The sequence below is a fragment of the Nostoc sp. DSM 114161 genome (genome assembly GCF_052692665.1).
This window is the reverse complement of the sequence record NZ_CP195141.1, coordinates 4947728-4962352: the sequence shown is the minus strand read 5'-3', so window position 1 is coordinate 4962352 and position 14625 is coordinate 4947728. Positions and strand designations below refer to the sequence as shown.

At 43.0% G+C, this 14625-nt stretch carries 12 protein-coding genes; 6 read left to right on the top strand and 6 right to left on the bottom strand.

Annotation, left to right across the window (positions count from 1 at the left end):
- Window positions 1–15: 15 nt before the first annotated feature.
- The gene (locus tag NSTC745_RS21225; RefSeq protein ID WP_445632709.1) at window positions 16–591 is read right to left on the bottom strand and encodes a cupin domain-containing protein; all 576 of its coding nucleotides are present in this window, start codon (window positions 589–591) and stop codon (window positions 16–18) included.
- A 605-nt stretch (window positions 592–1196) separates the two neighbouring features.
- Window positions 1197–1517, bottom strand: a complete 321-nt coding sequence (locus NSTC745_RS21220) for a hypothetical protein (protein WP_445632708.1) — start codon at window positions 1515–1517, stop codon at window positions 1197–1199.
- A gap of 124 nt (window positions 1518–1641) precedes the next feature.
- Between NSTC745_RS21220 and NSTC745_RS21215 the strand changes: the two genes are divergently transcribed.
- On the top strand, window positions 1642–2742 hold the full coding sequence (locus NSTC745_RS21215; RefSeq protein WP_445632707.1) for a glutamate--cysteine ligase: 1101 nt from the start codon (window positions 1642–1644) through the stop codon (window positions 2740–2742).
- 128 nt (window positions 2743–2870) lie between these two features.
- Here NSTC745_RS21215 and NSTC745_RS21210 read toward each other — a convergent pair whose 3' ends face one another.
- A complete protein-coding gene (locus tag NSTC745_RS21210) occupies window positions 2871–6152 on the bottom strand; it encodes an efflux RND transporter permease subunit (RefSeq protein WP_445632706.1) in 3282 nt (1093 codons plus the stop codon).
- A gap of 319 nt (window positions 6153–6471) precedes the next feature.
- On the opposite strand from NSTC745_RS21210, the gene NSTC745_RS21205 reads away from it, so the two are divergent.
- The 3 genes from NSTC745_RS21205 to NSTC745_RS21195 all read left to right on the top strand — a co-directional run bounded on the left by NSTC745_RS21205 (window position 6472) and on the right by NSTC745_RS21195 (window position 8317).
- Window positions 6472–7368 (top strand): LysR family transcriptional regulator, encoded by an 897-nt coding sequence (locus tag NSTC745_RS21205; RefSeq protein ID WP_445632705.1) that lies wholly within the window; start codon window positions 6472–6474, stop codon window positions 7366–7368.
- A 396-nt stretch (window positions 7369–7764) separates the two neighbouring features.
- The gene (locus NSTC745_RS21200; protein ID WP_445632704.1) at window positions 7765–7986 is read left to right on the top strand and encodes an RRXRR domain-containing protein; all 222 of its coding nucleotides are present in this window, start codon (window positions 7765–7767) and stop codon (window positions 7984–7986) included.
- A 184-nt stretch (window positions 7987–8170) separates the two neighbouring features.
- The gene (locus NSTC745_RS21195) at window positions 8171–8317 is read left to right on the top strand and encodes a hypothetical protein (RefSeq protein WP_445632703.1); all 147 of its coding nucleotides are present in this window, start codon (window positions 8171–8173) and stop codon (window positions 8315–8317) included.
- 11 nt (window positions 8318–8328) lie between these two features.
- On the opposite strand, the gene NSTC745_RS21190 is transcribed toward NSTC745_RS21195, so the two are convergent.
- Window positions 8329–9240: an IS982 family transposase gene (locus NSTC745_RS21190; RefSeq protein ID WP_445632702.1), complete on the bottom strand. Its 912-nt coding sequence runs from the start codon at window positions 9238–9240 to the stop codon at window positions 8329–8331.
- Between the two features lie 132 nt (window positions 9241–9372).
- Between NSTC745_RS21190 and NSTC745_RS21185 the strand changes: the two genes are divergently transcribed.
- On the top strand, window positions 9373–9942 hold the full coding sequence (locus NSTC745_RS21185; RefSeq protein WP_445632701.1) for a cysteine dioxygenase family protein: 570 nt from the start codon (window positions 9373–9375) through the stop codon (window positions 9940–9942).
- Window positions 9926–10687, top strand: a complete 762-nt coding sequence (locus NSTC745_RS21180) for a class II aldolase/adducin family protein (RefSeq protein ID WP_445632700.1) — start codon at window positions 9926–9928, stop codon at window positions 10685–10687. The genes NSTC745_RS21185 and NSTC745_RS21180 overlap by 17 nt, the downstream gene beginning before the upstream one ends.
- 94 nt (window positions 10688–10781) lie before the next feature.
- Here NSTC745_RS21180 and NSTC745_RS21175 read toward each other — a convergent pair whose 3' ends face one another.
- Together NSTC745_RS21175 and NSTC745_RS21170 are read right to left on the bottom strand one after the other, a co-directional pair.
- Window positions 10782–12287, bottom strand: coding sequence for an HlyD family secretion protein (locus NSTC745_RS21175; RefSeq protein ID WP_445632699.1), 1506 nt, complete (start codon window positions 12285–12287; stop codon window positions 10782–10784).
- 2 nt (window positions 12288–12289) lie between these two features.
- Complete coding sequence (locus NSTC745_RS21170; protein WP_445632698.1) at window positions 12290–14458, bottom strand: peptidase domain-containing ABC transporter; 2169 nt, start codon at window positions 14456–14458, stop codon at window positions 12290–12292.
- Window positions 14459–14625: the final 167 nt, after the last annotated feature.

The window sequence follows — 14625 nt, the reverse complement described above, 5'->3', positions numbered from 1 at the left end:
CCTCAGGTTCAAGATTTACAATCCATCGACGAACTGACCATCGATTAGGACAAAGGCGACGCGGCAGTTCTTGTCAGACCTATTCGCCCAGGCATGGTTGGTTCCGCGCTGGATGATAATATCACCGGCTCGGACGGTCGTTTCGCCACGATCCACCACCAACGTCAGCTCACCCTCCAGCACGATTGCGTAGTCGAGGGTCTGAGTGCGGTGCATCAAGGGATGCGGCGCGTCAGTACTCGACCGTGCCGCCTCTGCTCCGCCCATCTCGCTGAATTTCTCGGCGGCCTCGGCTGTTGTCAGCGCTCGAATTGCGTCGCCTTCTGGCGGAAAGTCCATCACGCGAATTCTGGTACCGCCTTTCGGAGGTGCCAACACCAGGCCGCTCTCCGCAGGTTCGCCGGACTGCCGATCGATCGCAACCGGTATCTCGCGGGTATTCCACACCTCGAAGAAGGTCGGGCCGCCTGGTCCACCGACCTGTTGCACTCGATTGGGTGGCGCGTCGGACAGGATGATAGCACGCCCGTCTTGGTCGTGACCGGTCACGACCCGCCTGAAGACTCTGACTCCTTCGTTCGTTGTTGCCATTGGTTGTTTCTCCCGTTGCGCTACGTCTTGGCGAGGACGAGCAAAGATTGATTTAGAAAATCAACATTTCCTTCAAAAAGAAGTTCCTACCTACATACCTACATATAGTAGGACTTACGCAAAAAACCTCTCAAACTCTTATTTCTTTGTGACCTCTGCGCCTCTGTGGTATCCTGCGGGAAGCCGCTTTGCGTCTACGATTTTCCATAGCCTGTGCGTAAGTCCTGATATAAATCAAATTCTTGTGGTCACTGACATTCTGAAGCATTTCATTCAGAAAGTGGCTAATTATTTAGTATACGGATTTACGTATAATCTTCTTTCAATCCTAATATGTTAAGCATTGCAACGAAATTCTGTCTTAATATACGGAAAACTTGTTTTTTACCCCCTTGTTTGGGTATTCTACTGAATTTTCTCATATAACCAGCCTTCACGGGAGAATTATATGGAATTTTTTCGTGTGCGATTGTGCGATTCGTTTAAAGTATGTATTGGTAATTTTTTCAACACGTGTAACTATTGCATTGATCTAGGCGAACATTCTTATTTAGAGTATTAAACAGAATTTTTCTTTATAACAAAGGTTTTGTATTTATATAGATTTACGAGCGATCGCAGCAGAAACGCATTTTTAAAGACGCGGTATATCGCGTCTGGACATCTAACACTCTCCTAAGAAACAAGGCAGAAGGCAGAAGGGAAGAGGATTTGACTTGTTTGTTCCATCGATAACGGAAGTGAGCGCCTCCGTAAACAGCTTGTGTCACTCTCCTGTTTGAAAACTTTTGCCATATAATCACCGGACTTGATATAAAATCTATCTCATAATCCTCTTGAGAAAAATTTTTAATTATCCCGCAAGGAGAAATTAATGCGTCTAATCGAGTATCCATGAGTAAAACCAAAGTTAACTTGGGTGTCATTCGAGATTTTCCATTGACTCACCAGACTTTGTAGTTATTGGACGACAGTTTTTTAATCAAAGCGAACAGTGTCAATTAATCGCGGTTTTGTTGATGTTAATTATCATTAATTAAGGTTTACATAATGTTTCTTTTTGGCATTGAACATGAAGTCGCTTTCTTAAACAAAGAAGGAAAGTTTGCTGATTTTTCCCATACCAAATTTGCTGATTTCAATCAAATAATTGAAAAGCTACCTATATACGCCAGCGATTATCCTCAGCTGCGCGTCGGTGATGCGGGTATTAAAAAAAAGAGATGGTACATCGAGGGATTTGAAAGATTTGCAGATTGCGATCGCGTGATAGACTGTCATTCTAAAGGTATTGAAATTAGAACAACTATACATCCTGATATTCATGGCGCTGTTACTGAATTGTCAGAAAGTTTTCACTTACTACGTGAGGTTGCTGCTAATTTTAGTTTCTCACCAGTTTTAGTCAGTTTTAATCCATACAATCCGATTTTTGTACCTCAACCCCCATTAAATGATTATGAAATCAAACAGTTAGAGGCTGAACCTGACGAACAAACTGCTAATATTCACATGGTTACATACGGCCCAGATTTAAATATTTCACTAGCAGATTTGTCTAGTGAAGAACTAATTGATATTGGCAGAAAATTAACTTATTACAGTCCCTACATTGTCCCTTTTACTTATAGCTCCCCTTTTTATAATGGAGCTTTATGGGATGGGCTATCAGTAAGGACGTTTATCCGAACAGGAAAAAGACCAGCAGCTCTAGTTTTTGTTGAGAAACAGGAACAACTGATTAATAGTAAACCTTCCTTAACAAAAATCGCCCGCATTCCAGCTGAAATAGGTCGCATTGAATTTAAGTCTTGTGACAGTTGTGATGATTTCTCGATTTATGCAGCTTTACTGGCATTATTGAAAGGGTTGGTGTTAGATAAAACCTTACTTGGTAGAGCAACAGTACCCGATGCAGCTTTGCACCAAATGTCTGCAAAAAAAGGCTTTGGCAATGAGGATATTTTTAGCAATGCAACAAAAGTTTTGCAAGCAGCTGAAATTGCATTAGGAGACGATCCAGATATTCATTTTTTAACACCATTAAAAAAGCTGCTTGCCAACCGAAAAACAAAGTCCCATGAATTAATAGAAAAGTTTCATCGTTTAGGTTCAATAGAAGAGGCAATCAGGGAGACTTATCAGATTTAGAAGGGAGATGGGGGGAGGCAGGGGAGGCAGGGGAGACAAGGAAGTGTGGGGAGTGTGGGGAGAGAGGGGAGAAAGATTTCTTCCCCATCCTCCCACACCTCCCACACCTCCTGTTTGCCCCATGCCCATTAAGCAATTCTTCCATCCTGCTGTTGACTTGAGCCAGCAGGCAGAGCTACATGGCCAGATTCCGAAGTTCCATTTGGAGAATCTGGAGGATTTGAGCCTCCCCGTCGCTGACGAGGCAATATAGCCCCAGCCAAGGTCTTAACCAGAATGTAGAGAATTGGGACTAAGAACAAACTCAAGAACGTCGAAAGCAGCAGCCCCCCAAACAGTGCTGTGCCTAAAGACCAACGGCTACTTGCTCCAGCGCCTTCAGAAATCACCAAGGGCAAAAATCCTAACAGTGCTGCAAAGGAAGTCATTAAAATCGGTCGCAAACGTTCTTGTCCGGCTTTCACCGCTGCCCGCGTGTAGCTCATGCCCTGCTCGTGCAGTTGGTTGGCAAATTCCACAACTAATATCGCGTTTTTCGCGGCTAGACCAATCAAAGTCACCAGACCTACTTGGCAATAAATATCATCTACTACTTTTGGAAACAGGCTACCCGCCATGAAAATATTCGATCGCAACCAAATCGCTGTCATTGCTCCTAAAACCGCTAGGGGAACTGTCAGCAAAATAATAATTGGGTCGATGTAGCTTTCATATTGAGCCGCCAGCACCAAAAAGACAATAACGATCGCTAAAGCAAAAATCAGCCCAGTGGCTCCTCCAGATGTCTTCTCTTGCAAATAAGTCCCTGTCCACTCGTAACCAAATCCTTGGGGTAACACCTCTGCCGCGACTTCTTCCATCGCTTTAATCGCCTGTCCGGAACTCGCACCAGGAGCGGGAGCGCCTTGAACTTTGATTGAGCGATATAAGTTGTAATGGGAGATTGTTTTTGGCCCCACAAAGGGAGTAACTTTTACCAAACTGCCCAAAGGAATCATCGCCCCAGTTGTTGAGCGAACATACAACTTGTTAATATCATTAGGATTTGCACGGTACACCCCATCTGCTTGGACATATACACGGTACTGTCGCTGTCCTTGCACGAAGTTATTCACATATTGCGATCCCAAGTAAGATTGCAATGCCCCAAAGACATCATTAATCTCGACATTGAGAGCTTTGGCTTGATTGCGGTTTACCTGGATGTCAAATTGCGGAGTGTTTGCGGTGAACTGAGTGAAGACTCGTTGCAGAACTGGTTTTTTATTTGCTGCGGCAATGAACTTTTGAGTGGTTTCAACCAGACTTTCAATCGGCGCACTGCCGGTGCGGTCTTGAATGATAAACTCAAAACCACCCGTAGTACTTAACCCTCTCACAGGTGGAGCATTCACAGCGATCGCTCTAGCTTCGGTAATAACAGCCAGCTTTTTGTTCAGTCTCTGAAGTATGCCATAAACAGATTGAGATTGTTCGGTTCTTTCTTTCCAAGGTTTCAGGTTCGCAAAGGCGATGCCTAAATTAGAAGCATTGCCATCGAAACCAAAGCCACTAATCATAAAACTAGCTCTGACTTCTGGAAGTGCCGTAACTTCCTTGACAACCTTTTCCATCACCGATTCTGTGTATTTCAAAGAAACTCCGTCAGGCCCCTGGACAATTACAAAAAAGTAGCCTTGGTCTTCCTCTGGAATAAATCCGGTAGGCACTGTTGTGTACATGAAACCCGTTGCCAATAAACCAGCAATGAAAACTCCAATTACAACCACTTTAATATGGGTAAGGAAGCTTACAAACCTGACGTATCGGCGCGTGAACCAGCTAAATCCCCGATTAAACTGCGTAAAAAACCAGCCCAAAGGGCCGCGTGGAGTCTGGGCTGGGCGCATGAGGATCGCTGCCATACTCGGAGAGAAGGTTAAGGCATTGAAAGTCGAAATGGCGATCGAACAAGCAATGGTTAACGCAAACTGTTTGTAAACAATCCCAGTGGTGCCGGGAATGAATGCAACGGGAATGAATACCGCCATCAGTACAAGTGAAGTGGCGATGATTGCCCCGGTCAACTCCTTCATGGCTTCCACGGCTGCCTGAAACGGCTTCATCCCCTGTTCCAGTTTGACCGCAACGGCTTCCACCACAATGATTGCATCATCGACGACAATACCGATCGCCAGCACAAAACCAAATAATGTCAGTGTATTAATTTGAAACCCTAAAACCAAAAGAGCCGCACATGTCCCAATCAAGGACACAGGGATCGCAACGGTGGGAATGATTGTGGTGCGCCAGTCTTGCAAAAAAACAAAAATTACTAACACCACCAGTGCGATCGCCTCAACCAGCGTGTGTAGTACCTCTTCTAAGGAAATTTCCACAAATGGAGTGGTATCAAATGCTAACTGCGCTTTCAGTCCTGGGGGAAAATTCTTGGCTAGGGTTTCGATTTGCTCTTCCACAGCATGGGCAACTTGCAAGGCATTACTACCTGGAAGTTGATATATCCCTAAACCCACAGCCGGCTTAGAAGCATTTCCCGGAATGGTGAATCTGGCATCAGCAAGATAACTCTCTGCCCCTAGTTCAACTCGACCGACATCTTTGACTTTAACTAAGGTGTTAGTGTTAGTGGTACCGGGTTGAGCCACCTTTAACACCATCTCCCCAAATTCAGCCGCATCTTTGAATCGACTGGTTGCCCGTAAAGCAAATTCAAAGCTTTGATTATCTGGTGCTGGTTCCTTACCAATTGCTCCTGCACCCACCTGAATATTTTGTTCTTGCAGGGCAGTTGTCACATCTTGAGGAGTTAACTGATGTTGAGCAAGCTTGTTGGGATCGAGCCAAAGACGCATCGCATATTTGCGTTCTCCAAAAATCCTGGAGCTTCCTACACCAGGAATGCGTTTAATTTGATCCAGAACGAATAAATCAACATAATTACTAATAAAAATGTTGTCATATTCATTATTCTCTGAGTAGAACCCATAGACGAGAAGCAAACTACTTGATGCCGTTTCAATTGTGACGCCTGTTTGTTGAACGCTACTCGGCAATTGAGGTTCAGAGAGAGCTTCTTTATTTTGAACGTTTACTTGGGCAATATCGCTATTAACACTAGTTGGAAAAGAAACAGTTATATTGCTTGAGCCATCATTACCTGTATTAGAAGATATGTAAGATACATTTTTAACACCATTAATTTGTCGTTCAATAATATTAGTAACAGTGCTTTCTGTTGTTTGAGCATCCGCACCAATATTGTTAGAACTAACAGTGATTTGCACCGGAGCGAGATCTGGTAGCTGAGAAATCGGCAGGATAGGAATACAAATGCTTCCCAGCAACAAAATGATGAATGTACAGACGGTCGTCAGAACTGGACGCCTGATGAAAGTATTGACAAACATAAGCTAGGGTTGGGCATGGGGCATGGGGCATAGGGCATGGGGAGAGGACAAGGAGAAAGGGAAAGGGGTATGGTTCGACAAGCTCACCAACCGGGGAAAACGGGAAAGATTAAATTTATTCCTTTTCCCTTTTCCCTTTAACCCCTTCGGGGTTCGCCAGTCGCTCATGGGGGAAACCCCCAAGACCGCGCTGGCTCACCTTTTCCCATACCCAATGCCCAATGCCCTATGCCCATTAGAAATTTTTATCGCAAACTGCCTCAAAAGTCCAAGATATACTGCTATAACCAAAAGGAATAGATAAAAACTACCAAACAGGATGGATGCAGACTTACGCTTGCTTCGTTACTTTGTTGCGGTGGCACAAGAGTTAAACTTCACCCGTGCTGCTGAGCGATTATATATCTCACAACCAGCATTATCTAAGCAAATTCGCCAACTAGAGCGAGAATTGGGTATTGAACTACTGCGCCGTAATAGTCGAGAAGTGAAGCTGACTGCTGCTGGTGAAACACTCTTGCCTTTAGCCCAAGGGCTAATCCAAGATTGGCAGTTTACCTTGTTAACGTTGCGAGAAGTAGCAGCAAAGGAAACGCAGACATTACGCGTTGGTTTTATTTGCAGGATTGGTAGCGAATTAACGAAATCTATCCTTTCACGGTTTCAAGCCCTACAACCAGGATGGAGGGTAGCGATTCGCTTCTTTGAGTTCTCAGATCCTACTGCTGGACTCCTCTCTGGTAATACTGATGTTGCGCTATTACGGTTACCAGTTCCCAAACAAGAAAAATTATTCACTGAAATCTTATTAGTTGAACCAAGATGGGTTGCTTTAGCATCTGACCATCCCCTGGCGCAGCAGGAAGTATTGCAGATGGCAGATTTGGTTAATGAACCGTTTATTACAGTACCTGCCCAAGCAGGAATATGGCGAGATCACTGGCTGGCAAAGAATGAACGTGACGGTCATCCAATCGTCTTTGGCACAGAAGTAAATAATACTAATGAAGCAATGGAAGCAGTGATTAATGGTCAAGGAATTGCACTAGTGTCGGAAACCACTACACAAGTTTACGCGCTGTCTGGACAAACTTTCCGCCCAGTTCGGGATGTCAGCCCCAGTGCGTTAGCTGTGGCTTGGCGACGAGATTCTGTAAACAACGTAGTTGAAGATTTTGTGCAAGCTTGTCTTAATGCGAGTCAGTCCAGTAGGTGACCAGAAGAGTACTTGCTTTTTGAATTTGTATGTGATAATTTCTGTTTTTAGTATTGTACACTTAATCGACCGAATTACCGTACTTTAAAACTAATACTACACCTGAATGGGCAATAGAGATGAGAGTGCTAGGTAGGATTCTACACTCTCATTATTATCCTGCGTTTAATCAAAGGAGTAATACAACGGTTATTATTCTCAGGACTTACGCACTCAGATCCCCCAACCCCCTTTTTAAGGGGGCTTCAGAAATTCCCCCCTTAAAAAGGGGGGCTAGGGGGGATCGAGGTTTCAAGCTTCAGTGCGTAAGTCCTAATTATGACGATCGCAATGAGATGAATCAAGTTTGATTTGCCCTTATTTGCTTACTAACTTTATCTGTCAGGAATTTAATACATGAGCAAAGTTCTAATTCTCGATTCCAACCAACAACCGTTATACCCGGTACGTATTAGCCGTGCTAGGTTACTATTGTCACAAGGTAAAGCTACCGTATTCCAGCGATATCCTTTTACTATCATTCTCAAAGAGTCGTTTTCCCATTTAAAACTTGAGCAACTTGGGTTCAAAATTCACCCCAATGTCAAAACTAAAAGGGAAATAGAGAGTAGAGAGTAGAAAGTGGGGAATCAGCTTTTTCAAATTGTGTAGAGTTTTTTGAAGCAATCGAATAGGAGTTTTACGCCAAAGATAAAAAACTTAGCGAGTAGGTTGGCACAATAAAACGAAAGTATTTAAATAAAGATTAACTAAGTTACGAGGAATATTTAAACCGACTTACTTAGATTAATGAGGAATATAGATGACGAATGATACTATTTTAGAACCTTTGCCCGAAGACCAATGGTTTATTGACAGCCAAGAGTTGCGATCGCTTGTAGCAAAAGTACGTGAAATTACTGCTGATACTACGACAAATCGCATACAACAGCTAGCTAAATTAACGTGAGTTCGACGGAACTAAAAAATAGCAGGAGGTAGCGCAGGCAAATCTTTTGGGTAAATATCAATTGAAGGTTTTTTAGGTAAATAGGTATAAGCAGCTAAACCAGCCATCAAATTCACTAAAAAGTTAAATGGACTACGATGGCGAGAGTGTTCGATTTGACATATATTTTTCAGATGGTCATTGACGGACTCAATCACAGCACGTTTGCGTAACAGAATTTTATCAATCAGCTTTACCAAGCGATTTTTCATTTTCTTTTTAGATTTTGTGACTAATTGCAACCCTCGTTCATATAACTCCTCAAATAATTTTTGAGAGATGTAACCTCTGTCACCAAAGAGTTTACCAATTAAATCTTTAGTCATATCTGGGACTGGTTTTCGGTCATCCACATTTGCTGGAGTTAGTGAAAATGCGAGTAATTCTCCACAATCATTAATAATCAAATGCAGTTTAAATCCAAAGTGCCAGCCCACAGAATTTTTGCCCCATTTTACCAACCCTTTAAATACCTTGTGAGAATGCGCCCGGCAGTTATGACAAACATTAATTGGGGTAGAATCGATAAAACTAATCCCTGTAATTTCTCCTGTCCGTGTATGCAAAAAACAACACAACAACATTAAACACCAAGGCATAAGTTCCACAAATCTTGTGTAACTGACCAAATTTGGAAACGCTCCACGCCAGCTTTGTAGTACGTGCAACGTGTAGAACTCCTTGAAAGTCTTATAACCACTACCATGAAATGCAATCACGATTGTCATCACTTCTGATAAATGCATTCTTGAGTAACTGCGACACTCTCCCTTTGTGGATGGTAACTGTGGTACTTGTTGCCACAAGTTCTCCCACTGCTTACAAAAATCATCTACGTCACAGAAGATTTGTTCAATATCGAGCCGAGATACAATGGTAGACATAGCCGAGACACTCATTTTTCTTAGATATTTTTAGTCTCGGCGTTTTTTTGTGCCTTTTTTACTCATTCTCAATCAATCTTAGCGATCGCTCTTTTATGTCCAGTTTCTCGCGCTTTATATCTAGCAAGCTTTTTGGCTTTTTCTAACCGTCGAACTCAGGTTAAATTAGAACCTTATTTTCAAGAGCTACTTGCCCAACAGCAATGGTTACCCGAAAAGTTTGCCAAAATCAACCCCGAAAGCAAAATGGGCGGTGGTATTGGTCAATGGCTACTTTATCGGGCTAAAGACCGTTCTTTATCAGTCTTTAGCTTGGTGATACCCCCAGGTTCAACTACTCCCGTCCACGACCATTTGGCTTGGGGATTGATTGGTTTATACAAAGGCAATCAAGAAGAGACAGTCTATCGGCGTGTAGATAGCGGCAATGCCGAAGGACAGGCACAATTACAAATAACTGAAGTGCGATCGCTTCAAAGGGGGGATATTTACCGCCTCCTACCTCCAGATGGCGATATCCACGCCGTCAAAACCACATCCGAGAGTGAATCTGTATCTATCCATCTTCTCGGCAATGATACTGGTTGCATCTGGCGTCACCAATTCATTCCAGAATCTCACAGCGTCAAATCTTTTCGCTCTGGATATTCTAATGCTCCCTGCAAAGAGGAGGAGGAAAAAGAACATGCCCAAGTTTCATAGACCGCAACCCCCTATATTCGAGCGAGTTGAAGATGAACGCCTGCACCGCAAGCAACGCCTAGCTGCTGCTTTTCGCCTGTTTGGTCGCTTTGGCTTCAGCGAAGGCATTGCAGGGCATATTACAGCCCGCGATCCGGAGTTTACAGACCATTTCTGGGTGAATCCATTAGGAGTATACTTCGGTCATATTCGAGTTTCTGACCTGATTTTGGTTAATAAAGAAGGTGAGGTGGTCAAAGGCGATGCTCAAGTCAATCAAGCAGCCTTCGCCATCCATTCTCAAATTCATGAGGCTCGACCTGACGTAGTTGCAGCCGCACACGCCCATTCAATTTATGGCAAAGCCTGGTCGAGTTTGGGTCGTCTGCTCGATCCCTTGACTCAAGATTCTTGCGCTTTTTACGAAGACCATGCACTGCTTGAAGATTATACGGGTGTCGTATTAGATACATCTGAAGGGAAGCGACTTGCCGAAACTTTGGGCGAAACTAAAGCCATAATTCTACGTAACCACGGCATTTTAACTGTGGGACATACGGTAGATGAAGCTGCTTTTTGGTACATTAGCTTAGAGCGATCGTGCCAAGCACAACTCTTGGCACAAGCCGCAGGTAGACCCAATATTATTAAACACGAAACAGCCCGTTTAACACACAGTCAAGTGGGAGCGCCTAATAGTGGATGGTTTAGCTTCCAGCCACTTTACGAAAGGATTGTCCGCGACGAACCTGATTTGCTGGATTAGTTATTGGGCATTGGGCATTGGGCATTGGGCATTGGTTATCTCCGTTGTCTCCTCTGTCCGTCTGCCCCCTGTCTGGTGTCAAATCACGATAAAATTACCCATCTGCAATTAACCTCGCTTTTCTCAAGAAAAATTGCAGTACCGTTTCTTCACGGGAAATAATATCTACTCTACCTTCCATTCCCAATTGAATGTGACAGAGATTTTTGCCTTTACCTAAAACCAGACTTTCCGGCTCAATAGTCACGTGATAAAAAGCACCTGGGACAGCCGCTTTCGGAGTGGTATTGGGATAAGGAGAAGATCCATTTGTGCTATTTGTTGGGGGAGTCATGGCATCTGGAGAAATCGCCTCGACCTTGCCATTGAGAGTACCATAATCTGGGTAGGGACAAGCACTAACCCGCATTTGAACTTGCTGACCAATTTTGAGCTTATTTTTATCTTCAGATGCCACTGCTGCCTTGACAATCTGCTTGGCATCACTGGGGACAATCTGCAAGACTTCTTCGCCAGGACGCACAGTTTGACCGGGGTTACGCAAGTTTATCTGAGAAATGATACCATCGGCAGTAGCAATAATAGTGGTGTGATGAAGTTCAATTTCCACTTGTTTTAGTTCGCTAGTATCGCGCTCTAGCTGTTTTTCTACTTCAATCCGTTGCTTGATAATTCCTTGCAATTCTTTGTCTAAAGCTGCTTTGTTACTGTCACCTGCGGCTTCTTCTTGGGCTATCCGCTCAATAGCAATTTCTACTTCTGCATGACTGGGATTTAAAGCGGCTTTCGCACGTTGCTTTTTAGCGATCGCTGCATGTACAGTTTGTTTTAATCGCTCAATTGTTTGCTTTTGCGCCTCGACAACTGCTTTTTGTGCGGCTACTGCTTGTTGTTGCTGTTTTGTAGCTAACCGCGCTTCCTCTAATTTATCCCTAGACAATGCTCCTGCTTGGGCTACACCCTCATATCGATTTTGCTTTGACTTGGCTGCATTCCAAGCCGCCTCAGTAGAATGGAGATTTGCTTGTGCTGTTTTTAACTGTGTTATGCCAATCTGCAATTCTTGTTGAGCAATTTGCACATTAGCTTGAGCTTCTTGGAATTCAGCCACAGTAGTAATTTTTTTATCCCGATATTGGCGCAGGCGATCGCTTAATTCAGCCTCAGTAGCAGCGATCGTCCGGTTAACTTTAGCAGTTTCGGCGCGGATTTGACTGTTAAGAGTGTGAATTTGAGCCTTGATTTGCACTAGCTGTAACTTAGCTTGCTGAATATTACTTTGCAGTTGGTTTTTTTTAGTTTGTAAGCGGGAGTCGTCAATAATGGCGATCGCATCTCCGGTTTTAACAACTTGATTTTCTTTGACATGAATCTGCATAACTTGGCCTTCAGTTGCCGCCTGCACAATTCGCAATTCCCCAGATGGACGGACAACTGCCTGCCCTTTTACTGTCACCTTATATTTAGTGATTGTGGCGACAGGAATCGCTAGTCCCAAAACACAGAGAACAAAGAGTCCACCAAAGGTAATCCAACGACTAATCGGTGGCAGAAATTCATCTGTTTGAATTGGCTGTAAAAAGTCTGCGTTGTTAACCATAGTTAGACCGAATTCATCTTCAAAATCACATCATCTAAAAAGTCTAAATGTTCACCATTAACTTGTCCTAAATCTTCCGCTGTCCCTTGAATTTTTAACCGACCTTTTTCTAAAAAAATTATCCAATCTGCACGCTGGATCAATTTAGTCCGGTGACTAATTAAAATAGTAGTTTTACCATGACGATGGTCTAAAAGCCTATCTAGTATTTGTGCTTCGCTCACTGGGTCGAGGGCGCTGGTAGATTCATCTAAAATCAGGATGGGTGGGTCAGTAACTATGGCTCTAGCTATAGCTAATCGTTGCTTTTGTCCTCCAGAAAGATTGGCTCCAAATTCTCCTAAAACAGTTTGATATTTATCAGGTAGTTCGCTGATAAATTCGTCAGCACCAGTAATTTGACAAGCTCTAACAATGTCTGCAAAACTAATGTGAGGATAACTAAATTGGAAATTATCCAGAATAGACCGACTCCAAAAATGAGGTTCTTGTGGTATTAAAACCACCTGTTGCCGCAAACATTCTAAAGATATATCTTGCTGATTATAGAAACTATAGCGAATATTTCCTGATTGAACTATATATAAACCAGTAATCAACTTTGCTAGGGTACTTTTACCACAGCCAGATTTACCAATTAGAGCAATTGCTTTACCACCAGGAATAGTTACGGAAAAATCTTGTAATAAATCAACTCTACCTGTGTGGTGAAAATTAATTTTAGCGCAAGTAATATCTGTATTTCCAGGAATTTCTACCCACTGCTTTTTCACATCATTTTCATCTTCTGGAGTAGCATCAATAACTTCTGTCAGACGTTGAATAACTATTTGGGAAGTTATAAATTCATCTATTAAGCCGATAGCAGAACTTAAAAAGCCTAAAAGATTGCCACTCATACCGTTATAGGCAATCAATTGTCCGATTGTTAAAGTCCGATTAATTACTAAATAGCTACCAATCCAGAGAATACCAATATTAATCAATGTCGAAAGAATACTGGTAACTGTAGTGCTGTAAAGTCCTAGCTGCATGGTACTCCAGCCCAAGTTAGCCAGACGACCAAAATTTCCTTGATATTCTTCCCAGGCTTGGGGTGTAGCTTGGGTAGTTTTTAGGACTTGTACTCCCCGAAAGGTTTCTACTAAAAAACCTTGGTTTTCTGTCCCAAAAACAATCATATTGCGGGTTTTTTGACGCAGTGCTGGTAAGAAAAGCAAGTTAACAGCCGTAACAATGAGAAATGCAACTATAGAAACCAGAGTTAACTCCCAAGTGTAAAAAAGCATAAAGCCCAAGGAGACTACAGCAATAAAAAATTGACTGGGTAATCCGAGGACAATCTGGGAAACTAAGTTATTGATAGCGTGAACATCAGAAATGCGGCTGACAACCTCCCCACTGCGTCGTCCTTCAAAATAAGATAGGGGTAAATGTAAGAGTTTGCGCCCGTATTCTAGAATTAGTCCTAATTGCAATCTTTGACTGAAATAACCGATAAGGTGCGATTGTACTAAACCAATGGCGCTTCTAATTAAATTCAGGGCGACAACACCAATAGCAACAGTGGTTAATAGTTGGGTATCTCCCCGCACTAAGACATCATCGGTGAGAAGTTGCATCATGAAGGGTGATGCGAGGGAAAGTAGCCCAATGGCGATATTCATGGCGATCGCTTGGGCTATGATAAACCGATAGGGATAAACCCGTTGCAGGTAACGTCCAAAACCGCCAATTTTATCTGATTCTTGTTGATAAAAGCGGCTTTCATCGGGAAGGAGTAGCAGCATCACCCCATTACTCCAACCTTTAATTAACTCCTCGTGAGTCAGATAACGGATACCAACACCAGGGTCAGCAATTACATATTTTTTCCCTTTTTGTCCGTATAATACTACCCAGTGGTAGCCTTTCCAGTGAATAATCGCAGGTAAAGGAGCTCGATCTAATTGGTTGATGAGTTGAGGAGTGGCTTTAACTTGCCTGCTATGGAATCCCAGGGCTTCTGCACCCCGCCTTAATCCCAACAGAGTAGTTCCTCTCGCCCCAGTACCAACAGCTTCCCGCACGCGGTTAAGGGTAAATGTGCGTCCGTAGTGTTGAGAAATCGTAGCTAAAGTGGCTGCACCACAATCTTCTTCACTGTGTTGAAGGACAATTTTGTATTTCATTTACAGACGCAATTCTTGAAGAGAAAATTACAGTTAAGTCAAATGACTTGACTATATTGAATTAGGATTTACGAAGAAAAACTATTATTGAAGTGGCTAAAAGGACTTCATTTGTTGCTCGTTATCTAATCAAGACTGGAATATAAAGACTCCTAAGTCCTATTCTT